The sequence below is a fragment of the Nocardioides sp. SYSU D00038 genome, assembly GCF_016924665.1.
GTDB lineage: Bacteria > Actinomycetota > Actinomycetes > Propionibacteriales > Nocardioidaceae > Nocardioides.
Genome location: NZ_JAFFJT010000010.1, coordinates 75,937 through 101,172, shown reverse-complemented (window position 1 = coordinate 101,172; position 25,236 = coordinate 75,937). Strand labels below are relative to the sequence as shown.

Below are 25,236 nucleotides of genomic sequence, written 5' to 3'. Positions count from 1 at the left end.
GGCCCACCCGGCTCAGGCACGCCGATCGCTCAGCGCCAGCACCCCGCCGAGCCCGATCAGCGCCGTACCCGCGACCCGGTCGACCACGACCCGCGACCGTGCCCCGCCCAGCACCGACCGGACCCCACGCACGCCGACCACGAACACCGCCCACCAGGCCAGCCCCAGCGCGACGTCGAGCAGCCCGAGCACCACCACCTGCGACGCCACGGGCAGCGACCCGGAGACGAACTGGGGCAGCACCGCCACGAAGAACAGCGCGGCCTTGGGGTTGAGCACGTTGGCGGTGAACGACTGCCGCCACACCCGCCCCCACGGCTGCTCCGCCTCGGCCCGGTCGGGCCGATCGGGCCGATCGGGCGCGCTGCTGCGACGCCACGAGTCGCGCAGCGCGCGGACGCCGAGGAGGACCAGGTACGCCGCGCCGACCAGCTTGAGCACCGTGAACGCCTGGGCGCTCGCCAGGATCACCGCCGCGACCCCGACCGCGGCCGCCGTCATGTGCACCAGCAGCCCGCACTGCACCCCTGCCGCCGCCACCCACCCCTGCCGCCGCGACGTCGTCGCGTGCCGCATCACCACGAACCAGTCCGGTCCGGGCGTGACGTAGGCGACCGCAGCCACCACGAGGAAGGCGATCAGGGTCCCGAGCTCCATGCCCCCATGCAACGCCCCTTCCCGCGACGGCACAACCACCGCTGCGCTGGTGGTCGAGCAGCGGCGAGCCCCAGCGAGGAGCGCCCGTCGAGACCCCACTCGGCCGAACGCCCACCAGTAGGGACGGAGGGCTTCCGGCTCACCGGGTTTCGAGACGGGACTTCGTCCCTCCTCAACCAGCGGTGGCGCCGCTGGTTGAGGAAGTTGCGCTAGCAACTGTCTCGAAACCCCCGCACCCGAAGGCCCTCCAGTGGGAACGGGGGGCTTCCGGCTCACGGGGTGTCGAGACAGGACTTCGTCCTTCCTCGACCAGCGATGACACGGGCCTGTCAGGATCAGGGCCGTGGACACGAAGCTGATCGCCCGCGGCGTGGCCGCGGTCGCCGTGCTGGCCGCGCTCGCCGGGTGCACCGGCGACGCCGACGAGCCCGCCACCGAGCCGAGCCCGTCGGCAGCACCGGCGCCGACCACCACGGAGCTGCGGATCACGGTGCCGGACGGGCGGGCGAGCGGGTCGTTCGGATGGGACCTCACGCCCCACCTCGGCACGAGCCCCGCGATGGTGACCTGGTCGGCGTACCTCGAGGGGGCGACCGGCACCCGTGCCCAGCCACTGAAGGTCGAGTGCTACCTGCGCCAGCAGCAGGCCGGCCAGGACGTGCTCTTCACGGCGGACGACTCCACCGAGTCGACGGTGGGCGACTCGGTGTCGCTGTCGGGGGCCGGCGTCGTCGATCCCGCGGACGGCGACCGCACCCGGCTGGAGTGCGAGCTCACCGCGCCCGACGGGCCCGACAAGGGCACCGAGCCCGACATCGGAGTCGCCCGACGGTGGCACACCAACCCGCTGGAGCCGATCCAGGTGACGATCACGCCGCTGGGCGCGCACGAGCGGATCGAGCTGGAGCAGGCCCCGACGAGCTGATTCAGCGCTCGCTCGGCGGCTCGGCGCTGTCCTCCCCGGCCGGCGGCTTGGCGTGCTCGGGGAACGGGTGCGCGGCGGCGTCCTCCTCGACCAGCACCGCCCGGCAGAAGTCCTCGCCGAACGGCGTGAGGTGGATGCTGCGGCGCACCACCTTGGCGAACTTCACCGAGTGCATCGCGGCGAGCACGTCGGGCTGGGCCTCCACCACCTGGTAGGCCAGCGGGTCGCGCAGCGACTCGCGGGAGAACCAGACGAGGCCGAGCCGGAACAGGTTGTTGAGGTACGCCGGCACCTGGTCGGTGTGGCGGCAGCCGGCCCGGGCGCCGATCATCGAGAGCCCGGGGGCGATCAGCTGGCTGTTGACCAGACCCACCGGCCCGCCGGTGCGCACGTCGACGGTGGGCTGCGGTCCGCCCTGGAGCAGGAGCAGCAGGATCCGGCCCTCGTCGGGGGCGAGCTCGTCGAGGATCCGGTCGAACGCCGGGTGGCCGGCGTCGTCGTTCCACACGTCCCGGGAGCGCTCCAGCAGGTCGGCGCCGCGCTCGCGCAGCGTCGGACGGCGGTGGTGGTGGTGCACCACCGAGCCGGAGACGGTGGGCGGGTCGGCGAGCTCGCCGAGGGCCAGCCCGGCCGAGGTCAGCGCCTTGGCGATCGGGGTGCCCTGCGAGACCGAGCGCGCGAGGTCGCCCACGACCGCCGCGGCCTGGGTGGCGTCGCGGGCCAGGGCGCTGGCCTCCTCGGGGTCGGCGACCGCGCGGGCGACCCGCAGCCAGGTGCGGGCGTAGGTGCGCACCCCCCACTCGGTCGTGTGCCAGGCCGCGGACGCCGCGACCCGCGCCAGACCGGGCAGCGCCTCGACGACCGGGTCGAGCTCGGTGGGGATCTGGACCCGCGGCCGCTCGGGGTAGCCGGGGATCTCGGGCAGCTCGATGCCGTCGAGCCCGTCGTCGTACCCCTGGTCGGTGACCCGCGGCCGCGGGGTCTCGTCGCCGCTGCCGGCACCGGGGGCCACGGCCATCAGGAGACCCCGAAGATCGCGAGGTGCAGGAAGCCTCCAGCCAGGCCCATGACGGCGCCGTGTGCGTAGAGCATCCACTCATCCTCCTTGATGGCCGCCCGCATCATCTCCACGAAGTCTCGCGGCGGGAGGTCCTTGGTGCGGCGCTCGACGAGCACCCGGATGTTCTCGGCCTGCTGGGCGCTGAACTCGGGGTCTCGGAACGGCACCAGGGTGCGCCCGACGGCGGCCTCGGCGACCTGGTCGCGGATCGAGTCGAAGCGCCGCGGCCCCACCGCCACCCGGACGGCGAGCCGGGCCGGGCCGGCGGCCCGGTCGATCGCCGGGCGGAGCGCGGTCGCCAGCATCGAGCGGGTGCGGTCGCCACGTGGGCCGTCGAGCAGGAAGTCGCCGATCCGCTCGAGGGTGATCACGTCCTGGGCGATGATCCGGGCGTAGACCTCAGCCGCCTGGTCCTGCCGGCGCAGGAACAGCCCGTGCACCGTGAAGCCGAGGATCCGCCGCGGCTCCGGCGGCTCGAAGATCAGCCACATGCCAAGCGCGTTGGTCACCCAGCCGACCACGACGCCGAGGATCGGCAGCAGCCACCACTGCCCGAAGATGCTGTCGACCACGGCCACCGGGATGCCGAGCAAGAACCCGAAGATGAAGCCGAACGCGACCATCAGGTTCAGCTCGCGCTGCCCGAAGTCGCGGAAGATCCGCACGACCAGGGCGGGGTTCTTCTGGAAGTGGTCGATGACCATGATCTTGGGGTCGAGCAGCTGGTCGATGTGGACGCCGATCTCGTCGGTCACCCGGCCGACCACGGCCGGCAGCTGCACCTGGACCCGCTCGACGATCGCCTCGCGCACCGGCCGGGGCAGGTCGCGCCACAGCCGCGGGTGCTCGCGCCGCATCACCTCGTCGACCAGGCCCGGGATCTCGGGACGGAACACCGTGACGATGTGCTCGGCGATCTTGTCGGGCTCGAGCTGCTGGTAGAAGTCGGCCGGCGTGCCGAGCTTCGAGATCGCCTTGTCGACCGCGATCGAGCCCATCTTGGCCGCCCGGGCCGGGATGATCCCCTGCCACCCGATGCCGCCCTGGAGGATGCCCGGGACCTCCTGGAGCTTGCGGGGCAGCACGGTCGCGAGCTCGCGCATGCCGGGCACGGTGAAGCCGCGGAACCGCACCGGGCTGAACAGCATCCAGAGGCCGGACCAGTTGATCAGCCAGCCGATGACGCCGGTGAACACCGGGATCGTGGCGAAGTGCAGCCAGTGGATGTCGGCGAACCACTCGCCCAACCAGTCCACGCGCACCCCTTCGTGCTCGGCCCCGGCGGACCGGTCCCCCGGCCCGACCCGGGCGAGACTATCCGCAGGAGCGGGTCCGAGGACACCGTGTCACGGACACCTGCGGTCGGCGCGACCCGCCTCAACGACCCCGGCGCCAGACCACGACCTGACCGGTCGCAGGCTGGCGGAGCACCGGGAGGCGATCGGGCCGTACGCCGGCGGGCGGCCCGGCCGGCCGAGCCGTCACGGCCTGGCGGAGCGCGTCGCGGGTGGCGTCGAGCTCGGCCTGGAGCTCCTCGTTGCGGGCGGCGAGGGCGGCGACCTGGTTCTCGAGCTGGAGGATCCGGCGGACCCCCTCGATGCCGATGCCGGCCGCGGTGAGCTCGCTGATCTCGCGGAGCAGGTCGATGTCGCGCGGGGAGTAGCGGCGCCCGCCGCCGCCGGTGCGGGCGGGCACGATCAGCCCCATCCGCTCGTAGGTACGCAGGGTCTGCGGGTGCAGGCCGGTGAGCTCGGCGGCGACCGAGATGACGAAGACGGCCGCGTCGGGGCCGGGGGCCTCGTAGGGCGAGCGGCCGGTCATGCGGTGGCCTCGTCGAAGAGCCGGGCCCGCAGCGGCTTGTCACGGGTGGCGTCGCGGTAGGCCTCGACGGCCGCGCGAGCGGCGTCGTCGAGCACCGCCGGCACCTGCACCTCGACGGTGGCGAGCAGGTCGCCGTGGGTGCCGTCGGCGCGGGGCACCCCCTTGCCGCGCACCCGGAAGGTGCGGCCGTTGGGCGTGCCTGCGGGCACCTTCACGGTCACCGGCGAGCCGCCCAGCGTCGGGATGGTGATCTCGGCGCCCAGCGCGGCCTCGGCGAACGAGACCGGCACCTCGAGGGTGAGGTTGTCGTCCTTGCGGCCGAACAGCCGGTGCGGGGCGACCTTGACCGCGACGAGGAGGTCGCCGGCGGGGCCGCCGTTCTCGCCCGCCGCGCCCTTGCCGCGCAGCCGGATCCGCTGGCCGTCCTTCACCCCGGCGGGGATCCGGGCCTGGATGGTGCGCGACGACAGGCCGCGGCCGGAGCCGCCGCACGTCGGGCACGCCTCGTCGTAGACCAGTTGGCGGCCGCCGCAGACCGGGCAGGTCTCGTTGATCGAGAAGCCGCCCATGCTGTTGACGACGTAGCCGGCGCCGTCGCAGTGGCCGCAGACGTGGGGGCGGGTGCCGGGCTTGCCGCCCGAGCCCTTGCAGTCGGGGCAGGGCGCGTCGGAGCTGAGCCGCAGCGAGATCGTGACGCCGTCGATGGCGTCGGTGAACGAGATCGTCGCCGAGGTCTCGACGTCGGCGCCCCTGCGGGGGCGAGGCGCCTGCTGGCGGGCGCGGCCGAAGCCACCCCCGAACAGGTCGCCGAACATGTCACCGAACCCGCCGCCGGCCTGCTCGCGCAGCAGGTCGTCGGCGGTGAACCCGCCCCCGCCGCCGAAGCCGCCCGGCATCCGGCCGCCGGCGTAGAGCGAGCGCATCTCGTCGTACTTCGCGCGCTTCTCGGGGTCACCCACGACGTCGTAGGCCTCGGCCACCGCCTTGAACGTCTCGTGCTTGGCGGCGTCGCCGGGGTTGGAGTCGGGGTGGTTGTCGCGCGCCAGCCTGCGGTAGGCCTTCTTGATGTCGGCCGCCGAGGCGTCCTTCGAGACGCCGAGGACGGCGTAGAAGTCCTTCTGCGCCCAGTCGGGGCGGAAGCCCTGGTCGGTGCTCATGCGCGCACCCCCTCTCCGTGGTCGGTGGGACGAGTGTGGATCAGTCGGCGGCCTCGGTGGGCCCGGTGGGCTCGGTGGAGTCGGCGGGCTGCTCGGGCGCGGCGGGCTCCCCAGCGGGGCCGTCGATCGGGTCGACGACGAGCACCTGCGCGGCCCGCACCACCCGGTCGCCGATCCGGTAGCCGGACTTGGCGACCACCTTGCAGGTGGTGACCTCGACCTCGGGGTCCTGGCCGATGTGGCTCAGCGCCTCGTGGACGGTGGGGTCGAACGCGTCGCCCACGGCACCGAACTTGGTGAGCCCGAGGCCGGCCACCACCCGCTCGAGCTGGTCGGCCACCACCTGGAAGCCGGGGTCGAGCGGACCGTGCTCGCGGGCCCGGTCGATGCTGTCGAGCACCTCGGTGATCGGCGCGAGCGCGGCGTAGGTGGCGTTCTGCACCACCAGCTCGCGGTCGCGGTCGACGCGACGCTTGTAGTTGACGTACTCGGCCTGCAGCCGCTGGAGGTCGGCGGTGCGCTCGGCGAGCTGGACCGCGAGGTCCGGCTCACCGGACGGTGCCGGCTCCCCGGACGACGAGGACTGGTCGTCGGGCTGGTCGCTGGGCTGGTCGCTGGGCTGGTCGCTGGGCTGGTCGCTGGGCGCGGCCTCGCCCGGAGGAGGAGCCGTGGTGGGCTCCTCCCCCGGCGTGACGTCGCCCTGGGGCTCGGTCACTTGGTCTCGCCGTCGGCGTCGTCGTCGACGACCTCCGCGTCGACGACCTCGGCGTCGACGATGTCCTCGTCGGCCTCACCCGTCGCGCCGGTCGCACCGCCGGCCGCGGCCTGGTCGGCCTCGGCGGCGGCGTACATCGCCGCGCCCATCTTCTGGCTCGACTCGTTGACCTTGGCGATCGCCGCGTTCAGCGACTCCGCGGACGCCTCGGCGTCCTCGAGCAGCGCCTTGAGGGAGTCGACGTCGGTGCGGACCTCGGTCTTGACGTCGTCGGGCAGCTTGTCCTCGTTGTCGGTGAGGAACTTCTCGGTCGTGTAGACGAGCGAGTCGGCCTGGTTGCGGGCCTCGATGGTCTCGCGCCGCTTGGCGTCCTCGGCGGCGTACTGCTCCGCCTCGCGCACCATCCGGTCGATCTCGTCCTTGCTCAGCGCCGAGCCGCCGGAGATCGTCATCGACTGCTCCTTGCCGGAGGCCTGGTCCTTGGCGGTGACGTGGACGATGCCGTTGGCGTCGATGTCGAAGGTGACCTCGATCTTCGGCACGCCCCGGGGCGCCGGCGGCAGCCCGGTGAGCTCGAAGTTGCCGAGCGGCTGGTTCTCGCCCCACATCGGGCGCTCGCCCTGCGCGACCTTGATCTCCACCGACGGCTGGTTGTCGTCGGCGGTGGTGAAGATCTCGGAGCGCTTGGTCGGGATCGTGGTGTTGCGCTCGATCAGCGTGGTCATCACGCCACCCTTGGTCTCGATGCCGAGGCTCAGCGGGGTGACGTCGAGCAGGAGCACGTCCTTGACCTCGCCCTTGAGCACGCCGGCCTGGAGCGCGGCGCCGATGGCGACGACCTCGTCGGGGTTGACGCCCTTGTTGGGCTCCTTGCCGCCGAGCAGCTCCTTGACCAGGTCGGTGACGGCCGGCATCCGGGTGGAGCCGCCGACGAGCACGACGTGGTCGATCGCGGAGACCGCGACGCCGCCGTCCTTGAGCACCTGCTGGAACGGCGCCTTGGTGCGGTCGAGCAGGTCGGCCGTGAGCTTCTGGAACTCCGAGCGGGTCAGCTTCTCCTCGAAGTGCAGCGGGCCCGACTCGCCGTGGGTGATGTAGGGCAGGTGCACCGTGGTCTCGGAGCTCGACGACAGCTCGATCTTCGCCTTCTCCGCGGCCTCCTGGAGGCGCTGCTTGGCGATCTTGTCGGCCGCGAGGTCGACGCCGTTGGCGTTCTTGAACTTGGTGACCATCCAGTCGACGATCCGGGCGTCCCAGTCGTCGCCGCCGAGCAGGTTGTCGCCCGAGGTCGCCTTGACCTCGACGACGCCCTCGCCGATCTCGAGCAGGGACACGTCGAACGTGCCACCACCGAGGTCGAAGACCAGGATGGTCTGGTCGTCGCCCTTGTCGAGGCCGTAGGCGAGCGCAGCCGCCGTCGGCTCGTTGACGATGCGCGCGACGTTGAGGCCCGCGATCTCGCCGGCCTCCTTGGTGGCCTGGCGCTGGGCGTCGGAGAAGTACGCCGGGACGGTGATCACCGCGTCGGTGACCGGCTCGCCGAGGTAGGCCTCGGCGTCGCGCTTGAGCTTCTGGAGGACGAAGGCGCTGATCTGCTGGGGCGTGAAGGACTTGTCGTCGATGTCGACGGTCCAGTCGGTGCCCATGTGCCGCTTGACCGACCGGATGGTCCGGTCGACGTTGGTGACCGCCTGGCGCTTCGCCACCTCGCCGACGAGCACCTCGCCGTTCTTGGCGAAGGCGATGACCGAGGGGGTCGTGCGCGCACCCTCGGCGTTCGCGATGACGGTGGGCTCGCCACCCTCGAGGACGGACACGACGCTGTTCGTCGTGCCGAGGTCGATTCCGACCGCACGTGCCATTGCTGAGTACCTCACTTGGTAGAGACGGTTCGCGGCCATCCTCGCGCCGCTGCGGCGAGTCTGGCAAACAAGTTGAGCCGATTCAACTCAACTTTGCTCACTGGTCCCAACGGAGGTCGGCGCAGGATCATTCCCGGGTGCCGACGCCCGCCGAGATCACCCGTCACCACGCCGTCCCGGCCGATCGCGACCCGTTCCTGCCCGGCCAGCGCTCCGGGCCGCTGGAGGTCGACGTCGTCGAGCCCGACCCCGCCTGGCCCGCGGCGTACGCCGAGGAGGCGGCCGCGCTCCGCGACCTGCTCGGGCCGGTCGTGCTCGAGCTCCACCACGTCGGCTCGACCTCGGTGCCGGGGCTGCCGGCCAAGCCGGTGCTCGACGTCGACCTGGTGGTGGCCGACCCGGCCGACGAGGCGTCGTACGTGCCGGTGCTGACCGCGGCCGGCTGGGTGCACCGGGTGCGCGAGCCGTGGTGGCACGAGCACCGGCTGCTCCAGCGGCGCGAGCCGCGCTACGTGCACCTGCACGTCTTCGGCCCCGACTGCCCGGAGGTGGTGCGACACCTGATGTTCCGCGACTGGCTGCGCGAGCACGCCGACGACCGGGAGCGCTACGCCGCCGCCAAGCGCGCCGCCGGTCGGGCGACCCTGGCCAGCGGCGGCTCGATGCTCGACTACAACGCCCACAAGGAGCCGGTGGTGCTGGAGATCTACGACCGGATGTTCCGGCACCACGGGCTGCTCTGACCGCGGCTGGGCGTCAGCGCCCGACCAGGCCGAGCGCGGTGTCGACCATCGCCACCCGGGGCAGGTCGGGGACCTCGGCCAGCGGGAACCAGCGGGCCTCGTCGGTGGTGCCGTCGAGCTCGCGGGTCAGCGTGCCGCCGGTCACCCGGGCCTCGAAGAAGATCCGCACCGCCTGGAGCGGTCGTGCGGTCTCCACCCGCCGCCGGCCGGGCTCGATCACCGCGGTGTCCACGCCGAGCAGGCGCCCCAGCGCGACGTCGTAGCCGGTCTCCTCGCGGACCTCGCGCACGCAGCCGTCCTCGACCCGCTCGCCGAGGTCGACCCCGCCGCCGGGCAGCGTCCACAGCGGCTCCGCCGGCTCGTTCCACAGCGCCAGCAGCACCCGCTCGGCGTCGTCGACCACGACGGCGTACGCCGCCAGGCGGGTGTCGTAGTCGGTGTAGTCCAGCACCCGGCCAGTCTGCCGGGTGGGGGCTCACCGGGTGGGCGCCGGCTCCGCCGGGACGGGGGTGGGCTGGTCGCGCGGCGGCACGGTGGGCATCGGCACCGGCACCTCGGCGGGGCCGGGCTGCAGGGGTCCGCCCTGGTCGGTCGGGGGCACGGTCGGCATCGGCACCGGCACGTCGCCCGGCGTCCCCTCGAGCGGTTGCGGGAGCGCCGGCACGGTCGGCACGGGCGTGGGCTCCGGCACGTCCCGCGGCGGCTCGGACGGCGGGTCGACCGGCGGCTCGGAGGGCACCAGCGTCGGCACCGGGGTGGGGGCGGGGCCGTCGCCGACCTCGCCGCGCTGGGGCAGGCCGCCCGCGACGACCGCGCCGCCGATCGAGACCGCGCCGACGCCGGCCACCCCGAGCAGGGCGCCGGTCGCGACCCGGCGCCTCCGGACCACCCGGGCACCGGCCCGGGCGGCGGTGGCGACCTGGTCGGGCAGCGGCCCGAGGTCGTCGAGCTCGGCGGCCATCCGGCTGCGCAGCTGGTCTGTGGTGGGGCTCATCGGGTGGCTCCTTCGGTGACCGGCTCCTCGAACGTCTCGCCGAGGAGGTCGCGCAGGAGGGCGAGCCCCCTGCTGGAGAGGGACTTGACGGTGCCGGGCGTGCAGCCGAGCGCCGCGGCGGCCTGCGCGACCGGCAGGTCCTCCCAGTAGCGGAGCACCACGGCCGCGCGGGTGCGGGGCGGGAGCTCGGCGAGGGCGGCGAGGAGGGTCAGCGCCCGGTCGGGGTCGGGTGGCGGCGCGGCCGGCTCGATCGGCACGTGCAGCGCGCGCTCGCGCTCGGACCGCCGGCGGCCGTCGAGGAACGCCCGCACCAGCACCCGGTAGGCGTACGCCGCGGGCTGGTCGACGCGCGGCCAGGCGACGTAGAGCTTCACCAGCGTGGTCTGCACGAGGTCCTGGGCCTCCTCGCGGCTGCCGGTGAGCAGGTAAGCACGCCGGTACATCCGCTGCTGCTGGCCCCGCGCGAACTCGGTGAACTCACCCTCGCGCCGTCGGTCTGCCATGCCCCTCCTCGGACTGCGGGCCCGTCGCGGCCCCTCACCCATGATCGAGGGGAGCGGCCCCGATTCGGTTGCCCCGGACGGCGAACTTTCTCGCCGCGGCCCTGCGCAGCGCGTGCAGCGAGGGGGTTGAATGGCTCGGTGACCCGCGCCGGCCAGCTCCTCGTGCTCGCCGTGCTGGCGGCCGGGTGCAGCGCCGACTCCGAGCCCGAGCCGCCCGCCGCGGCACCCACGGTCACGGCCGGGACGCCGTCGCCGTCCGCGCCGTCCGCGCCGCCAGCATCCCCGCCCGTCACGCAGACCCCGACCCCCCGAGCCGACCCGGACGCCGTGCGGGCCGCGACCGCGATGTCGGCGGTGCGCCACCTGGCCTCCGGTGTGGGTCCGCGACCGGGCACGTCGCCGGCGTACTTCCGGGCCGCCGGGTGGGTGCAGCGCCGGCTCGAGGCGCTGGGTTGGCGGGTGGAGCGGCAGCGCTTCCCGACGCCCGGGGGCGTGTCGTGGGGCGTGCCGGTCGCGGCGGGCCCGTCGGTCAACCTGGTGGCGACCCGCGGCGACGTACGCCCGGGGCGGCCCTGGCTCGCGGTCGGGGCCCACCTCGACACGGTGCCGCAGGCGCCCGGCGCCGAGGACAACGCGTCGGGGGTCGGGGTGCTGCTCGCGGTGGCGGAGGCGGTGGCCGGGCGCCGCACCCGGCTGCCGGTCGTGCTGGTGGCCTACGGCTCCGAGGAGCCGCGCGGCCCGAGCGACGACGACCACCACTACGGCTCCCGCGCCCACGTCGCCTCGCTCACCGCCGCCCAGCGCCGCACCCTGCGCGGCATGGTGTCGCTCGACCGGGTCGGCGTCGGCGACGTCGTGCCGGTCGGCAGCGTGGCGGCCGACGACCCGCTGCGCCCGCAGCTGATGCGCGCCGCCCGCCGGGCCGGCGTGCCGGTGCTGCCCGAGGTGGGCCAGCGCTCCAGCGACCACTGGTCGTTCGTCCGCGCCGGGCTCCCCGGCATCCGCCTCGGCTCCACGCCGTACGCCGGCTACCACTCCGCCGCCGACGTCCCCTCGGTGGTCGACCCCGCGCAGCTCCGCCGTACCGCCCGGTTGGTCGTCGCCTGGCTCCGCTGACCCAGCGCTGGTTGAGGTGCGAGCGAAGCGAACCTCGAAACCCGCGCACCCGGACACCGACCGTCCCCCACGGAGGGCGATCGGCTCACCGGGTCTCGAGGCTCAGGCCTAGCGGCCTTCGCACCTCGACCAGCGCAACACCGCAGGCGCTGGTTGAGGTGCGAGCGAAGCGAGCCTCGAAACCCGCGCACCCGCTCGGCGACCGCCTTCCTCAACCATCGGAGGGGGCGAACGGGCCGGTCGAGGAGCCCCACAGGTCGGCGAGGATGCCCGCGGCCACCGGAGCCCGGGCGCGGCGGGGCGCGAAGGTGGCGGGGTCCATCCGGTAGGGGACGAACCGCAGCGCCTTGAGGTCCTCGCCCCACCAGGTCGTCTCGAGCACGACGCCCTCCATGGTCTGCTCCATGAAGTCCATGTCGAAGACGAAGTTGCCCAGCGAGTGCACGACCGGCACGCCGGCGACGACGTCGAGGCCCTGCACCCAGTGGGGGTGGCCGCCCACGACCAGGTCGGCGCCGGCAGCGACCAGGGCCCGGGAGACCCGGCGCTGCACCGGCTCGGGGGCGTGGGTGTACTGCGTGCCCCAGTGCGGCAGCACCACCACCACGTCGGCGCGCCGGCCGGCGGCCCGGATCGCGCGCTGCACGCGGCGCAGGTCGGAGCGCACCAGCGGACCGGTGCGCGGCGGCATCCGCACCGACAGCGCTCCCGGGGTCCCCCGCTCGGCGCGCGGGGTCTCGCCGATGGCGTTGAACCCCACGAACGCGTACGTCGTGCCGCCGGCCCGGAGCACGGCGGGCCGGGCGGCCGCGCGGTCGTCGCGGCCGGCCCCGAACGGCACCACCGGGCTGGCGCGGAGCTCGGCGACCGTGTCGAGCAGCGCCCCGGTGCCGTGGTCGCCGGCGTGGTTGTTGGCCAGCGACAGCGCGTCGAAGCCGGCGTCGGCCAACGGTCCGAGCAGCGCCGGGGTGCCCCCGAACGAGTCGCCGCCCTGGGTGGGCGCGCCCCGCACCGACAGCGTGCTCTCGAGGTTGCCGACGGTCAGGTCGGCGGAGCGGAGCAGCCGGCGCAGCGGCGCGAGCGCCGCCGCCGGGTCGCGCACCCCGCGGGTGAGCATCACGTCGCCGACCACGGTGAGCCGCACGGCGTCCGGCCGGTCGCGCACCGGGTCGACGCCGCCCACCCTGGCCACGACCACGGTCGGCCCGACCTCGTCGAGCGACACCGCCGCGACCGCACCCGGGTCGCGCTCGACCGCGCGCATCGAGCCGACGACCCGCCGACCGGCCACCCGTCGTACCTCCCCGGCTGCGACCGCCGCCGCCTGGGCCCGGGTCAGGTCGAGCTGGGGCCGGGTGGCATGGCCGACCACGACGAGCTCCGGGGCGGGTGGCGCCGGGGCCTGCTGCGGCCCGCTCGTCGGGCTCGCCGACACCGACGGCGTGGGCTCGGGCGCCGGCCGCTCGTCGGTGCTGCACGCCGCCAGCAGCAGCGCCAGCGCGAGCCCGGTCGGCCACCTCATCGCCCCAGTCTGCCCGGCTCGGGAATGTTCGAAGCCCTTCCGGACACTTGGACTGTCATGACCGTTCCCACGATCACCCTGAACAACCAGACCACCATCCCCCAGCTGGGCTTCGGCGTCTTCCAGGTCCCTCCGGCGAAGACCGCCGACACGGTGACCCAGGCCCTCGAGGTCGGCTACCGGCACATCGACACCGCGCAGATGTACGGCAACGAGGAGGGGGTGGGCGCCGCGGTCGCGGCCTCCGGCCTGCCGCGCGAGGAGCTCTTCATCACGAGCAAGCTCAACAACGGCTTCCACCGGCCCGACGACGCCCGACGCTCCTTCGACGAGACCCTGGCCAAGCTCGGCCTCGACCACGTCGACCTGTTCCTCATCCACTGGCCGCTCCCCACGCTCTACGACGGCGACTACGTGTCGACGTGGCGCACCCTCGCCGAGTTCGTCGGCGACGGCCGGGCCCGCGCCGTGGGCGTCTCGAACTTCCAGCCCGCGCACCTGGGGCGGATCGTCGACGAGACCGGCGTCGTGCCGGCCGTCAACCAGGTCGAGGTGCACCCCTACTTCACCAACGAGGCCGCCCGGGCGGCGACCCACGAGATCGGCTCGGTCGTCGAGGCGTGGTCGCCGATCGCGCAGGGTGCCGTGCTCGACGACGAGGTGATCACCCGGATCGCCGAGGCGCACGGCAAGACCACCTCGCAGGTCACGCTGCGCTGGCACGTCGAGCGCGGCGACATCGTGTTCCCCAAGACCATGCACGCCGAGCGGATGCGCGAGAACTTCGAAATCTTCGACTTCTCCCTCACCGACGAGGAGGTCGCGCAGATCTCGGGCCTCGACCGGGGCGAGCCGGGCCGCACCGGCCCGAACCCCGACACCTTCGCCTACCTGCCCTGAGCAGCCGGCGCTAGACCCCGAGCGAGCGTCCCCAGCTCTCGAGCAGGCGGGCCAGCCGGTCGCGCTCGGTGGCGCTCAGCCCCGCGACCAGCCGGTGCTCGTTGGCGACGTGCGCCGTGAAAGCCCGCTCGATCACCTCGCGACCCGCCTCGGTCAGCGCGATCACCCGGCCCCGGCCGTCGGTCGCGCTGACCTGGCGGGTCACCCACCCGCGCTCGAGGCAGCGGTCGACCCGCTTGGTGATCGCCCCGGAGCTGACCATCGTCTGGGCGCCGAGCTCGCTCGGGGTGAGGGCGTACGGCGTGCCGCTGCGCCGCAGCGTCGCCAGCACGTCGAACTCGCCCTCGCCGAGGCCGAACTCGGCGTAGACCGCGACCAGCTCGTCGGTGAGGGCCGCGGCGAGGCGGTGCAGCCGCGCGACGACCCCGATCGGTGAGACGTCGAGATCGGGGCGCTCGCGCGCCCACTGCTCGAGGATCCGGCCGACGTGATCGAGATCTCGGGGCATGGGTGGAATATATCTGACGCGGAAGCTATTATAGTTTCCGTGGAAAGCAATCGGCTCCGTCTCGGCATCCTCCTGATGGCCGCGCTCGCCCCCGTCGCGTGGGGCACCGGCTACTACGTGACCGAGACGTACCTGCCGCCGGACCGCCCGCTCTTCGGCGCCACCGTCCGCGCGCTGCCGTTCGGCCTGCTCCTGCTCGCGTTCCGCCCCCGGCTCCCCTCGGGGATCTGGTGGTGGCGCACCCTCGTGCTCGGCACCCTCAACATCGGCGCCTTCTTCGTGCTGATCTTCGTCGCCGCCTACCACCTGCCCGGCGGCCTGGCCGCCACGCTGACCGCGACCTCGCCGATCGCGATCATGCTGTTCGCCTGGCTGCTGGTCCGCGAGCGCCCGGCCGTCGTCTCCCTCGTGGGCGCCGTGGTCGGCGCGACCGGCGTGGCGCTGCTGGTGCTGCGCGCCGGCTTCGCGGTCGACCCGATCGGGGTGGTCGCCTCGCTGTCGGCAGTGGTGATGTCGTCGTTCGGCTTCGCGCTGGTCAAGCGCTGGCAGCCCCCGGTCGACCTGCTGACCTTCACCGCCTGGCAGCTGGTCGCGGGCGGCCTGGTGCTGCTGCCCGTCGCCCTGCTCGTCGAGGGGGCCCCGCCGTCGCTCGGGCTCACCGACCTGGCCGGCTTCGCCTGGCTGGGCCTGGCCGGGACCGTGCTGGCCTACGTCGTGTGGTTCCGCGGCCTCCGCGAGCTGCCCGCCGCCGCGGTGGGGCTCGTGGGCCTGCTCAACCCCGTGTCGGGCACCGTCGTCGGGATCGTGCTGGCGCACGAGGCGTTCGGCCCCACCCAGGCGCTGGGCATGACGCTCGTGCTCCTCGGCGTGCTGGCCGGCCAGCCTGCCTTCGCCGCCCGGCTCCGCCGGCGCCGTACGCCGGTGGGGGTGGCGGCCCCGGAGCGGGAGCGGGTGCTGGTCGACGCCGCTGGTTGAGGAAGTTGCGCTAGCAACTGTCTCGAAACCCCCGACGGCCGAACGCCCTCCCGTCCCCATCGGAGGGCGGTCGGCTCACGGGTCTCGAGACAGGACTTCGTCCTTCCTCGACCAGCGGGCGCCCGTCAGCCGACGGTGAACTTGACCTCGTTGGAGGCGAGGTCGGTGTCGGAGTCGACGACGCGGAAGCGGTTGACGCCGGTGCGGCTGGTCTGGACGTACGTCGAGAAGGTCTCGTTGCTGACGTTGGCGTCGATGCCGGCGAAGTCGACCCAGCGCCCGCCGTCGAAGCGCTGGACCTGGAGGATCGCGCCCTCGCCCCCGGGGTAGACCCCGGACAGGGTGACCTGCTCCATCTGGGAGACCGACGTGTCCGAGGCCGACAGGGAGATCTTCGTCTTGGGCGACTCCGACCTGGTCGGGTCCTCGTCGTCGTCCGGGCGGTTCGAGCGGGTCGGTGACGGCTCGAGGGTGACCAGCGGGCCCGACTCCTCCTCGGTCGGCACCGGCTCGGGCAGGTAGAACGACGACGCGCGGGTCGGGCCGGCGTCCGCCTCGTCGTCACCGACGCCGAGGACCGTGACGCCGACCAGCGTGATGATGCTCAGCACCAGCCCGACGACGAGGCCCACGCCGAGCAGCGCGAGCACGCCCGTCAGGACCGGGCGGCCCTCGCCGCGGTCGTCGTCGTGGTCGGACACGCTGCTCCCCCGTCTCTGCTGCTGGCGCACGCTGGTGTGACGCCGCCATTGTCCGCGAGGTTGCCCGGCTCACCAACTCGCGTCCCGGCGGGCGGGCAGCCGGGGTCAGCGCGGCTCGAGCACGACCACCGGGATCTCCCGCTCGGTCCAGCGCTGGTACTTCTCGAAGTCGGCGTAGAGGTCGACCAGGCGCGGCCAGAGCGCGGCCCGCTCGGCCGCGTCGGCCACCCGCGCCCGGACCGGGCGGCGGCGCTCGCCGCGGATGCTGACGTGGGTGTCGGGGTGGGCGCGGAGGTTGAGGTACCACTGCGGGTGCTTGGGCAGCCCGCCCTGGGAGCCGACGACCACGAGGTCGCGGCCGTCCTCGAGGTAGAGCAGGGGGGTCTCGAACTCCCGGCCGCTCCTCCGGCCCCGGTGCTCGAGCAGCAGGGTCGGCACCGGCTTGCGCCAGCCCGCGCCGATCCGCCAGGTGTTGCCGACCCGACCGTTGGTGAGCTTGAAGACCCGGGTCTGCACGCGGGCCATCAGCTTGATCACCCGCACCGTCCACGGGGAGTCCAGGCCCGGAGGCCGCTCCTCGGGCAGGCCCATCAGAGCCCGACCTTCCAGACGACCTCCTCGTGCAGCCGCCGGCTCCGCCAGCCGGCTCCGGTGCGCACCAGCCGGTGGTGGTAGATGCCGCCGAGCTCGACCAGCTTCTCGCCGCCGTTGCCGTCGTCCATCGGCATCGGGTTGTGGAAGTACGCCGAGCAGGTGGCGTCGTCGCCGTCGACGGCGATCTCGAGCTGGCCCAGCGTGTGCATCCGCTTCGGGAAGAAGGCGGGCAGCATCTCGGCCAGCCACGGCTTCACCACCCCGAAGGCGTCCTTGATGCCGCCGGACTCGGTGTAGTCGATCTCGGCGTCGGGGGTGAACACGGTGTCGAGCCGGTCCCAGTCGCCGGTGTCGATCGCCCGCGTGTAGCGGATGAGCACGTCGGTGATCTCGAGCCGGTCGGAAATCTCCTGCAGGTCCACCGGACCACTCTGGCAGAAAAGTGAAACACGTTCTAGTCTCTGCTCCCATGCGGTTCTCCTACGCGGAAGCGATGACCAACGCCGCCTACTACGCACCCCTCGCGCAGGCGGCCGAGGCGGCGGGGTACACGTCGATGACCGTGGCGGACAGCCTCATCTACCCCAAGGAGTCCGACTCCACGTACCCCTACACCGACACGGGCGACCGGGAGTTCCTCGAGGGCAAGGAGTTCGTGGAGTGCATGATCCTGTGCGCCCACCTGTTCGCGGTCACGACCACGCTGCGGCTGACGCCGTTCGTGCTCAAGCTCCCGGTGCGGCCGCCGGTGCTGGTGGCCAAGCAGGCCGCCTCGCTGGCCTACCTCTCGGGCAACCGGCTGGGGCTCGGGGTCGGCATCTCGCCGTGGCCCGAGGACTTCGCCAACCTCCAGGTCGACTGGGCGCGCCGCGGAAAGCGGATGGACGAGTGCATGGACATCCTGCGCGGGCTCACCACCGGTGAGTGGTTCGGCTACGAGGGCGAGTTCTACCGGATCGACGAGCTCAAGCAGTCACCCGCGCCGACCGAGCGGATCCCGCTCCTCGTGGGCGGCCACGCCGACGCCGCGCTGCGGCGCGCGGTGCGCAAGGGCGACGGCTGGATGCACGCCGGCGGCGACGGCGAGGAGCTCGACCGGCTGCTGACCCGGCTGGCCGAGATCCGGGCCGAGGAGGGAGACACCCGCGACGACTTCGAGGTGCACGTGATCTCCTACGACGCCTACACCGTCGACGGCGTGAAGCGCCTCGAGGACAAGGGCGTCACCGACTGCATCGTCGGCTTCCGGGTGCCCTACATCAAGGGGCCCGACACCGAGCCGCTGGAGACCAAGATCAAGCACCTCGAGCGCTACGCCGAGGACGTCATCGGCAAGGTCTCCTAGATGAGCGGGTCGCTCGACCTCACCGCTCCCCTGCGCGAGGCGATCGCCGAGGCTGAGGAGCTGGTCGCCAACGCGCCGTTCATCCGCACCGAGCAGGACCGCCTCGAGGGCTACGACTACCTCGCCGGCCGGATCCGGATGGCGATGCAGACGGCGTTCGACTACGACCTCGACCGGCCGCTGTTCATCAACCCCACCCACCAGTTCTCGCGGCAGGGCCTCGACAACCCCGACGCCGTCTACTTCCACGCCTACCTCCGCGAGGGCGTCGAGTACGTCGTCCGCGGTCGCCGCGGCACCAGCGCCGACCTGTCGTTCCAGGTGATGGGCGGCGCCTACTCCGCCGACTCCGCCGCGACCTCGATGCTGGCCTACGACGACCGCGAGCTCGAGATCGACGCCGACGGCCGCTTCGAGTTCACCTACGTGGCCGAGCCGGGCGCCAAGACCATGATCGTGCGCGAGGTCTTCAACGACTGGGACACCGAGGAGCGCGGCACGCTCACCATCGAGCGCACCGACACCCTGGGCCAGCCGGCACGCCCGCTCAGCGAGGCCGGGCTGCGCAAGAAGTACGAGGTGGCGGCACGGTCGCTGGTCGGCTCGATCCAGACCTGGTTCGCCTTCCCCCACTTCTTCCAGTACAAGGAGCCGGTCAACACCCTCACCCCGCCGCGGTCGACGCCGGGCGGGCTGGCCTCGCAGCGCTCCTCGATCGGTCACTACGAGCTGGCCGACGACCAGGCGATGGTGGTGACGGTGCCGCGCTGCGACGACTGCGCCTACCAGGCGATCCAGATCGGCTCCGACTGGTACGCCTCCACCGACTACGAGACCCACCAGACCTCGCTGACCAAGGCGCAGGCCGAGGCCGACCCCGACGGCCTGATGCGGTTCGTCGTCAGCGAGGTGCCGCCGCTCGGCCCGGCCGGGATCGCCAACTGGCTGGAGACCACCGGGCACCGCACCGGGTCGATGATGCTGCGCTGGCAGCGGCTCGAGCGCGACCTCACCGAGGCCGACGGCCCCTCGGTCGTCGTGTGCGCCCTCGACGAGGTGGCCGAGCACCTGCCGTTCACGAAGCCGCTGGGCGCCGACGAGCGCGCCGCGCGGATCACCGCCCGGCAGCGCGCGGTCGCGCGCCGGATGCTGAGCTGACCGATGGACCACGGGTCGAACAGGAGATCAGGATGAGCGAGCTCGGATACGCACAGGCGCACGACACCTCGGTGGAGGAGCGCTACGAGGCCGTCCCGCTGCTGCGGGACAAGGTGATCGTGCTGTCGGGGGTCGGCCCCGGGCTCGGCCGCTCCCTCGGCGAGGAGGCCGCCAAGATGGGCGCGGACCTGGTGCTGGCGAGTCGCACCGCCTCGCGGCTGGAGAAGATGGCCGCCGTCGTGGAGTCCCACGGCCGGCGGGCCGTGATCGTACCGACCGACGTCACCGACGAGGCCTCGCGGGCCAACCTCGCCGAGCAGGCGCTGGCGGCGTTCGGCAAGGTCGACTGCCTGATCAACAACGCCTTCGCGATCCCGCCGATGGACCCGATCACCCAGATCAAGCCCGAGGACCTCGCGAAGGCCAACGAGACCAACGTGTTCGCCCCGTTGCGGCTCTCGGCGCTGTTCGCCGACGCGCTGGCCGCGAGCAAGGGCTCGGTGATCATGCTCAACTCCTGCGTCTCGTTCAGCTCCCAGCCCGAGTACGCCGGCTACAAGCTCTCCAAGGGGGCGCTGGAGCACCTCGCCTCGTCGCTCGCGACCGAGCTGGGGCCGCGCGGCATCCGGGTCAACAGCGTGGCGCCGTCGTACATCTACGAGGACGTCAACCGCGGCTACTTCGACTTCCTGGCCGCGGTCGAGGGCAAGACCCACGAGGAGGTCTACGCCGAGAAGGCGGCGCCCACCGACCTCAAGCGGCTGGCGTCGTCGGAGGAGGTCGCGCGGGCGACGCTGTTCCTGGCCAGCGACCTCGCCTCGGCCGTGACCGGGCAGATGCTCACGGTCGACTGCGGGGAGTTCCACGACTGACCATGTCCGACAACATCATGACCCGGGAGCGCCCGGACGTCGGCTCCTACGACGACATCGTGGCGGCCGCCGTCCGCACCACCGGGCTCACCGACTTCGGGGACACCGCCCACGAGGAGGGGCTGCGGGTCCTGGTCGACGACCTCGCGTCCCCCGAGGCCGGGCTCACCCCGCGCGGCAACTACTTCCAGCGCTCGGAGGTCAAGAGCGCACTGGTCGGCGTGCTGCTGACCCAGGCCCAGTTCACCGCCCACCCCGAGCACGTCGACGTGCCGATCGAGCGGCCGATCTTCGTGATGGGGCTGCCGCGCACCGGCACCACCGCCCTGCACCGGCTGCTGCACGCCGACCCGGCCGCGCAGGGGCTGGAGATGTGGCTGACGCAGTACCCCCAGCCGCGGCCGCCGCGCGCGACCTGGGACGACGACCCGATCTTCACCGCGATGCAGCAGGCGTTCTCGGCCCACCACGTGGAGTCGCCCGACTTCATGGGGATCCACTACATGGACGCCACCACCGTCGAGGAGTGCTGGCGACTGCTGCGCCAGACCGGCAAGTCCAACTCCTACGAGGCGCTGGCCAACCTGCCGCGCTACAGCGAGTGGCTGCGCGGCCAGGACTGGACCGACGCCTACGCGCGCCACCGGGCCAACCTCCAGCTGGTCGGGCTCAACGACACCGAGAAGCGCTGGGTGCTCAAGAACCCCTCCCACATGACCGCCCTCGACGCGCTGATGACGGTCTATCCCGACGCGCTTGTCGTCTACACCCACCGCGACCCGGTCACCTGCATCGCCTCCTCGTGCTCGTTGTCCGCCGAGACCACCGCCGGTCACTCCGAGACCTACGTCGGCGGCGTGATCGGCCACACCCAGCTCGACCTGTGGTCGCGCGCCTACCACGCGTTCCACGACGCGCGGCCGGCGTACGACCAGGACCAGTTCGTCGACGTCGACTTCGCCGACCTGCTGGCCGATCCGCTCGGCGTGACCCGCTCCGTCTACGAGCGGTTCGGGCTCGACTGGACGCCCGAGGCGGCGGCGGCGATCGAGGAGATCGACCGCGAGGCCAAGCACGGCAGCGCCGCGCCCCGGCACCGCTACTCCCTCCAGGACTACGGCCTCACCGAGGACCAGGTCCGCGACGCCTTCGACAGGTAGGAACCCCATGGACCGCAAGCGGATCGTCGTCTGGGGCACCGGCGTCGTCGGCTCGATGGTGATCGCCGAGCTCGCCGACCACCCCCGCTTCGAGCTGGTCGGCGTGGGGGTCTCCAACCCCGCCAAGGTGGGCCGCGACGCCGGCGAGCTGGCCGGCGTCGGCCCGGTGGGGGTCGTGGCCACCGACTCGGTCGAGGAGCTCGTGGCGCTGCGGCCCGACGCGCTCGTGCACTACGGGCCCACCGCCCAGCACGCCGAGGAGAACATCCGGGTGATGACGGCGTTCCTGCGCGCCGGCATCGACGTGTGCTCGACGGCGATGACGCCCTGGGTGTGGCCGGCGATGACCCAGACGCCGCGGAACTGGCTCGACCCGGTCGAGGTGGCGTGCGCCGAGGGCGGCGCGTCGTGCTTCACCACCGGCATCGACCCCGGCTTCGCCAACGACCTGTTCCCGATGACGCTGATGGGCCTCTGCGGCCGGGTCACCTCGGTGCGTGCCTCGGAGCTGCTCGACTACACCGACTACGAGGGCGACTACGAGGACGAGATGGGCATCGGCCGCCCGCCGTCGTTCACGCCGCTGCTGGAGATTCCCGACCTGCTGGTGATGGCGTGGGGCGCGACGGTGCCGATGATCGCGCACGCCGCCGGCATCGAGCTCGACGACATCACCACCACCTGGGAGAAGTGGGTCACCCCCACCGACCGCACCACCGCCAAGGGCGTGATCGAGGCGGGCAACGTCGCGGCGATCCGGTTCACGATCAACGGCGTGCACGACGGCCGCGAGGTGATCACGCTCGAGCACGTCAACCGGATCGGCCTCGACGCCGCGCCCGACTGGCCGGCCGGGTCGGGCGACGACGTCTACCGCGTCGACATCGTCGGCTCGCCCTCGATCAGCCAGGAGACGGCGTTCCGGTTCACCGACGGCTCGGGGCGCTCGCCCGCCGTCGCCGGCTGCCTGGCGACCGGGATGCGGGCGCTCAACGCCGTACCGGCCGTCAACGACCTGCCGCCGGGCTGGGTGACCGCGCTCGACCTCCCCCTGGTCCCCGGGGTCGGCACCATCCGCTGAGGCCTCAGCCGGTCGCCAGCCAGCCGCGCAGCCGGACGAAGGTCTGCGCGCCGGTGTCCTCCTCCACGCCGGTCGCGAGGTCCGCGACCGAGACCGCCGCCAGCGACGCTCGCCAGGCGTCCTCGGCGGCGTACATCGCCCGGGCGATGCCGCAGGGCCGGCGGCACACCTCCCCGGTCGCCGGCAGCGGACCGTTCTGCCGGATCTCGGTGCAGCGGAACGCCGGCTCGCGACCCTCGATCGCGAGCACCACGTCGAGCACCGAGATCTCCTCGGCGGACCGGGTGAGGGCGTAGCCGCCCACCCGGCCCTCGGTCGACCGGACCAGACCGGCGCGCGAAAGCTGCTGGAGGTGCTTGGCGAGGTAGGTGCGCGAGACGCCGTGGAAGTCGGCCAGCCGCTGAGCCGGCACCGGCCCGTCGGCCTGGCTCAGCACCACGCAGCAGTGCACCGCCCACTCCACCCCGGCCGACATCTTCATAGACCGAGCATACCCGGATGACAACTGTCCGAGTTCTGTGCTTCAATCAACTCAGACATTTTCTATCCGCGTTTGTTGGAGGAGACACCATGCGCATCGCAGTCGCCGGCGCCACCGGCCTGATCGGCACCCGGCTCGCCGCCCTGGCCCGCACCGAGGGGCACGAGGTCGTCGAGATCGCCCGCGAGACCGGCTTCGACCTGCTGCAGGCCGACGACCCGCGGCTCGCCGAGGCGCTCATCGGCGTCGAGGCCGTGGTCGACGTGACCCAGGGCCCGGCCATCGGGCCCGAGGCCACCGCGTTCTTCACCACCGTGGCCGAGAACCTCGGCCGGGCCGCCACCGCCGCCGGCGTTGCCCGCTCGGTGGTGCTGTCGATCGTGGGCACGGACCTCAGCCCCGACTACGACTACTACGTCGCCAAGACCGAGCAGGAGAAGGCGGTCCGCGCCCACGCACCCGGTGCGGTGGTGCTGCGCGCCACCCAGTTCCACGACTTCCCGGGCCAGATGCTGCAGTGGAACCGCGACGGCGACGTCGCCCGGATCATCGACGTACCGATCCAGCCCGTCGACACCGCCGAGATCGTCCGCCTGCTCCTCGACCTGGCGACCGGCGCCGCCTCCGGCGACACCGACCTCGCCGGGCCGCGCCAGGAGCGACTGATCGACCTGGTGCAGCGGTGGGCCGCGCACCTCGGCGACGACGTCACGGTCGAGCCGGTCGAGGCCCCGGCCTCGATGGCCGGGGGCTCGATGCTGCCGGGTCCCGCGGCCCTGCTGCGGGGTCCGTCGTGGCAGGAGTGGCTCGCGGCCCGCGCCGCCGGCTGAGGGTCAGCCGCGCCGGGCCCGCCACTCCTCGACGGTGATCTCGTGCACGACGGCGCCCTCCGCGGCGTCGGGCAGGGACCGGGTCCAGTCGGGGTGGGCCGTTCGGACGTGGCGCATGCCGAGCCGCGCCATCACGCCACGACTGCCGAGGTTGGTGGTCAGGGTCTCCGCCCAGACCGTGTGCAGGCCGGCCGCACCGAAGGCGTGGTCGAGCAGCGCGACGGCGCCCTCGCTGGCCAGGCCCTGGCGCCACCGGTCGCGGCGCAGCCGCCAGCCGGCCTCGGCACGACCCTCCCCGGAGGGCTCCAGGTCCCACCAGCCGACGAACTCGCCGTCGACGTGGCCGGCCCAGAACCCCAGCCCCTGCGCGTCGGCCGCGGTGTCGGCGCACCGCGGGCCCCAGAACTCGTGGACCTCCTCGGCGGTGCGGGCCCGGCCCAGCACGTGGCGGAGCACCTCGGGGTCGCTGTCGAGCTCGACCAGGTGGGGCAGGTGCTCGAGGGTCATCGGACGCAGCTCCAGGCGCTCGGTGCGCAGCACGGGACGGGTCATCGGCGTCATCCTGCGGTGGGTCGGGCGGGGTTCTCGAGCCGGGCGCGGCGCCACTCCTGCGGACTCGTGCCGCGCTCGCGCTTGAAGGCGGCGCTCAGCGCGAACGGCGTGGAGTAGCCCACCCGGCGGGCCACCGCGCCGACGGTGGCGCCCGGCTCGAGGAGCAGGTCGGCGGCGAGGTCGAGGCGCCACCCGGTCAGGTAGGTCATCGGGGGCTGGCCGACCGCCTCGGTGAAGCGCCGGGCGAACGCCGCGCGCGAGACGCCCGACCGCGCGGCCAGGTCGGCGACGGTCCAGGGGTGCTCCGGCTGGTGCTGCAGCAGCCGGAGCGCGGGCCCCACGACCGGGTCGGCCTGGCCCAGCCACCACGCCGGCCGGTCGCTCCCGGCGCGGTCGAACCAGTGCCGCAGCACGGTGATCAGCAGCAGGTCGAGGGTGCGGTCGAGCACCGCCTCCTGCCCCGGCGCGTCGCGCACCACCTCGCCGGCGAGCAGGTCGACGAGGGGCGAGTCGAGCTCGGCCCGGCGTACGACGACGGTGGCCGGCAGCGCGCGGAGCAGCCGCCGGCTCACCTCGCCCTCGACGAGGTAGACGCCGACGAGCAGCAGGGTGCGTCCGTCGGGGCTGGTGCCCCAGGTGCGGACGCCCTGGCGGAGCTCGTCGGCGAGGTCGCGCCCGTCGGGGGTGCGGCAGACCTGGCCCGGCAGGATCACGGCGTCCGGTTCGGCGACCCGGTCAGGTGCGCTGCCGATCGTCCAGGGATCGGTGCCGACCCGCACCACGAGGTCACCGGCCTCGAGCAGCACCGGGTCGGTGTCGTCGGGCCGCACCCACATCCGGCCGCGGGTCACGACGGTGACCGAGAGCGGCGCCCGGTCCTCCAGCCGCACCGACCAGGGCTCGTCGAAGCTGCACCGCAGCAGGAACGCACCCCGGGCTCGGGGCCCGTCCAGCAGGGCAGCGAGACCGTCCACCGTCCGAGCCTAGACGCTCGCGCATGCTGC

29 protein-coding genes are annotated in these 25,236 nt (G+C 73.2%); 11 read left to right on the top strand and 18 right to left on the bottom strand.

The window, feature by feature from the left end; all coding sequences use genetic code 11:
- Nucleotides 1-12: 12 nt before the first annotated feature.
- Entirely contained in the window at nucleotides 13-657 is a 645-nt protein-coding gene (locus JT721_RS05735; RefSeq protein WP_205471986.1) for a LysE family translocator, read from the bottom strand.
- A gap of 343 nt (nucleotides 658-1,000) precedes the next feature.
- On the opposite strand from JT721_RS05735, the gene JT721_RS05730 reads away from it, so the two are divergent.
- Nucleotides 1,001-1,582, top strand: coding sequence for a hypothetical protein (locus JT721_RS05730; protein WP_205471985.1), 582 nt, complete (start codon nucleotides 1,001-1,003; stop codon nucleotides 1,580-1,582).
- Between the two features lies 1 nt (nucleotide 1,583).
- Here the strand turns inward: JT721_RS05730 and JT721_RS05725 are convergent, their stop codons facing one another.
- From JT721_RS05725 to dnaK, 6 genes are all read right to left on the bottom strand, one after another.
- Entirely contained in the window at nucleotides 1,584-2,600 is a 1,017-nt protein-coding gene (locus tag JT721_RS05725) for an Abi-alpha family protein (RefSeq protein ID WP_205471984.1), read from the bottom strand.
- Nucleotides 2,600-3,898: a hypothetical protein gene (locus JT721_RS05720; protein ID WP_307827906.1), complete on the bottom strand. Its 1,299-nt coding sequence runs from the start codon at nucleotides 3,896-3,898 to the stop codon at nucleotides 2,600-2,602. The genes JT721_RS05725 and JT721_RS05720 overlap by 1 nt, the downstream gene beginning before the upstream one ends.
- A gap of 121 nt (nucleotides 3,899-4,019) precedes the next feature.
- Nucleotides 4,020-4,463, bottom strand: a complete 444-nt coding sequence (locus JT721_RS05715) for a heat shock protein transcriptional repressor HspR (protein WP_205471982.1) — start codon at nucleotides 4,461-4,463, stop codon at nucleotides 4,020-4,022.
- Entirely contained in the window at nucleotides 4,460-5,620 is a 1,161-nt protein-coding gene (gene dnaJ / locus JT721_RS05710) for a molecular chaperone DnaJ (protein WP_205471981.1), read from the bottom strand. The genes JT721_RS05715 and dnaJ overlap by 4 nt, the downstream gene beginning before the upstream one ends.
- 40 nt (nucleotides 5,621-5,660) lie before the next feature.
- Nucleotides 5,661-6,335: a nucleotide exchange factor GrpE gene (grpE, locus tag JT721_RS05705; protein ID WP_205471980.1), complete on the bottom strand. Its 675-nt coding sequence runs from the start codon at nucleotides 6,333-6,335 to the stop codon at nucleotides 5,661-5,663.
- Nucleotides 6,332-8,197 carry a molecular chaperone DnaK gene (gene dnaK, locus JT721_RS05700; protein WP_205471979.1) on the bottom strand — a complete coding sequence of 622 codons (1,866 nt, stop codon included), beginning with the start codon at nucleotides 8,195-8,197 and terminating at the stop codon, nucleotides 6,332-6,334. The genes grpE and dnaK overlap by 4 nt, the downstream gene beginning before the upstream one ends.
- Before the next feature lie 137 nt (nucleotides 8,198-8,334).
- Here dnaK and JT721_RS05695 point away from each other — a divergent pair, with 137 nt between their 5' ends.
- Nucleotides 8,335-8,940: a GrpB family protein gene (locus JT721_RS05695; protein ID WP_205471978.1), complete on the top strand. Its 606-nt coding sequence runs from the start codon at nucleotides 8,335-8,337 to the stop codon at nucleotides 8,938-8,940.
- Nucleotides 8,941-8,953: 13 nt separating this feature from the next.
- Here the strand turns inward: JT721_RS05695 and JT721_RS05690 are convergent, their stop codons facing one another.
- From JT721_RS05690 to JT721_RS05680, 3 genes are read right to left on the bottom strand one after another with little or no spacing between them, the layout of a single operon-like run.
- Entirely contained in the window at nucleotides 8,954-9,391 is a 438-nt protein-coding gene (locus JT721_RS05690) for an NUDIX hydrolase (RefSeq protein WP_205471977.1), read from the bottom strand.
- A 24-nt stretch (nucleotides 9,392-9,415) separates the two neighbouring features.
- Nucleotides 9,416-9,934 (bottom strand): hypothetical protein, encoded by a 519-nt coding sequence (locus JT721_RS05685; protein ID WP_205471976.1) that lies wholly within the window; start codon nucleotides 9,932-9,934, stop codon nucleotides 9,416-9,418.
- Nucleotides 9,931-10,437 (bottom strand): SigE family RNA polymerase sigma factor, encoded by a 507-nt coding sequence (locus tag JT721_RS05680; protein WP_205471975.1) that lies wholly within the window; start codon nucleotides 10,435-10,437, stop codon nucleotides 9,931-9,933. Before JT721_RS05680 ends, JT721_RS05685 begins: the two co-directional genes overlap by 4 nt.
- Before the next feature lie 138 nt (nucleotides 10,438-10,575).
- On the opposite strand from JT721_RS05680, the gene JT721_RS05675 reads away from it, so the two are divergent.
- On the top strand, nucleotides 10,576-11,553 hold the full coding sequence (locus JT721_RS05675) for a M28 family metallopeptidase (protein WP_205471974.1): 978 nt from the start codon (nucleotides 10,576-10,578) through the stop codon (nucleotides 11,551-11,553).
- Nucleotides 11,554-11,764: 211 nt separating this feature from the next.
- Here JT721_RS05675 and JT721_RS05670 read toward each other — a convergent pair whose 3' ends face one another.
- Complete coding sequence (locus tag JT721_RS05670) at nucleotides 11,765-13,075, bottom strand: CapA family protein (RefSeq protein WP_205471973.1); 1,311 nt, start codon at nucleotides 13,073-13,075, stop codon at nucleotides 11,765-11,767.
- A 57-nt stretch (nucleotides 13,076-13,132) separates the two neighbouring features.
- Between JT721_RS05670 and JT721_RS05665 the strand changes: the two genes are divergently transcribed.
- Nucleotides 13,133-13,975 carry an aldo/keto reductase gene (locus JT721_RS05665; protein WP_205471972.1) on the top strand — a complete coding sequence of 281 codons (843 nt, stop codon included), beginning with the start codon at nucleotides 13,133-13,135 and terminating at the stop codon, nucleotides 13,973-13,975.
- Between the two features lie 10 nt (nucleotides 13,976-13,985).
- On the opposite strand, the gene JT721_RS05660 is transcribed toward JT721_RS05665, so the two are convergent.
- Nucleotides 13,986-14,483, bottom strand: coding sequence for a MarR family winged helix-turn-helix transcriptional regulator (locus JT721_RS05660; RefSeq protein ID WP_205471971.1), 498 nt, complete (start codon nucleotides 14,481-14,483; stop codon nucleotides 13,986-13,988).
- 39 nt (nucleotides 14,484-14,522) lie between these two features.
- Between JT721_RS05660 and JT721_RS05655 the strand changes: the two genes are divergently transcribed.
- The gene (locus tag JT721_RS05655) at nucleotides 14,523-15,458 is read left to right on the top strand and encodes an EamA family transporter (RefSeq protein WP_307827905.1); all 936 of its coding nucleotides are present in this window, start codon (nucleotides 14,523-14,525) and stop codon (nucleotides 15,456-15,458) included.
- 125 nt (nucleotides 15,459-15,583) lie between these two features.
- On the opposite strand, the gene JT721_RS05650 is transcribed toward JT721_RS05655, so the two are convergent.
- From JT721_RS05650 to JT721_RS05640, 3 genes are all read right to left on the bottom strand, one after another.
- Nucleotides 15,584-16,159: a hypothetical protein gene (locus tag JT721_RS05650; RefSeq protein ID WP_205471970.1), complete on the bottom strand. Its 576-nt coding sequence runs from the start codon at nucleotides 16,157-16,159 to the stop codon at nucleotides 15,584-15,586.
- 105 nt (nucleotides 16,160-16,264) lie between these two features.
- A complete protein-coding gene (locus JT721_RS05645) occupies nucleotides 16,265-16,750 on the bottom strand; it encodes a nitroreductase/quinone reductase family protein (RefSeq protein WP_205471969.1) in 486 nt (161 codons plus the stop codon).
- Nucleotides 16,750-17,175, bottom strand: coding sequence for a nuclear transport factor 2 family protein (locus JT721_RS05640; protein ID WP_205471968.1), 426 nt, complete (start codon nucleotides 17,173-17,175; stop codon nucleotides 16,750-16,752). Before JT721_RS05640 ends, JT721_RS05645 begins: the two co-directional genes overlap by 1 nt.
- A 47-nt stretch (nucleotides 17,176-17,222) precedes the next feature.
- On the opposite strand from JT721_RS05640, the gene JT721_RS05635 reads away from it, so the two are divergent.
- From JT721_RS05635 to JT721_RS05615, 5 genes are read left to right on the top strand one after another with little or no spacing between them, the layout of a single operon-like run.
- Nucleotides 17,223-18,098 carry a TIGR03619 family F420-dependent LLM class oxidoreductase gene (locus tag JT721_RS05635; RefSeq protein WP_205471967.1) on the top strand — a complete coding sequence of 292 codons (876 nt, stop codon included), beginning with the start codon at nucleotides 17,223-17,225 and terminating at the stop codon, nucleotides 18,096-18,098.
- Nucleotides 18,099-19,256 (top strand): hypothetical protein, encoded by a 1,158-nt coding sequence (locus JT721_RS05630; RefSeq protein WP_205471966.1) that lies wholly within the window; start codon nucleotides 18,099-18,101, stop codon nucleotides 19,254-19,256.
- Between the two features lie 32 nt (nucleotides 19,257-19,288).
- Entirely contained in the window at nucleotides 19,289-20,128 is an 840-nt protein-coding gene (locus JT721_RS05625) for an SDR family oxidoreductase (RefSeq protein WP_205471965.1), read from the top strand.
- Between the two features lie 2 nt (nucleotides 20,129-20,130).
- The gene (locus JT721_RS05620) at nucleotides 20,131-21,288 is read left to right on the top strand and encodes a sulfotransferase (RefSeq protein ID WP_240340206.1); all 1,158 of its coding nucleotides are present in this window, start codon (nucleotides 20,131-20,133) and stop codon (nucleotides 21,286-21,288) included.
- 7 nt (nucleotides 21,289-21,295) lie between these two features.
- Complete coding sequence (locus JT721_RS05615; protein WP_205471964.1) at nucleotides 21,296-22,369, top strand: dihydrodipicolinate reductase; 1,074 nt, start codon at nucleotides 21,296-21,298, stop codon at nucleotides 22,367-22,369.
- A 4-nt stretch (nucleotides 22,370-22,373) separates the two neighbouring features.
- Here the strand turns inward: JT721_RS05615 and JT721_RS05610 are convergent, their stop codons facing one another.
- Nucleotides 22,374-22,850 carry an Rrf2 family transcriptional regulator gene (locus JT721_RS05610; protein WP_205471963.1) on the bottom strand — a complete coding sequence of 159 codons (477 nt, stop codon included), beginning with the start codon at nucleotides 22,848-22,850 and terminating at the stop codon, nucleotides 22,374-22,376.
- An 89-nt stretch (nucleotides 22,851-22,939) separates the two neighbouring features.
- On the opposite strand from JT721_RS05610, the gene JT721_RS05605 reads away from it, so the two are divergent.
- The gene (locus JT721_RS05605; RefSeq protein WP_205471962.1) at nucleotides 22,940-23,680 is read left to right on the top strand and encodes an SDR family oxidoreductase; all 741 of its coding nucleotides are present in this window, start codon (nucleotides 22,940-22,942) and stop codon (nucleotides 23,678-23,680) included.
- Nucleotides 23,681-23,683: 3 nt separating this feature from the next.
- Here the strand turns inward: JT721_RS05605 and JT721_RS05600 are convergent, their stop codons facing one another.
- Nucleotides 23,684-24,232 carry a GNAT family N-acetyltransferase gene (locus tag JT721_RS05600; RefSeq protein ID WP_205471961.1) on the bottom strand — a complete coding sequence of 183 codons (549 nt, stop codon included), beginning with the start codon at nucleotides 24,230-24,232 and terminating at the stop codon, nucleotides 23,684-23,686.
- 5 nt (nucleotides 24,233-24,237) lie between these two features.
- Complete coding sequence (locus tag JT721_RS21635) at nucleotides 24,238-25,206, bottom strand: AraC family transcriptional regulator (RefSeq protein ID WP_205471960.1); 969 nt, start codon at nucleotides 25,204-25,206, stop codon at nucleotides 24,238-24,240.
- Nucleotides 25,207-25,236 lie beyond the last annotated feature (30 nt).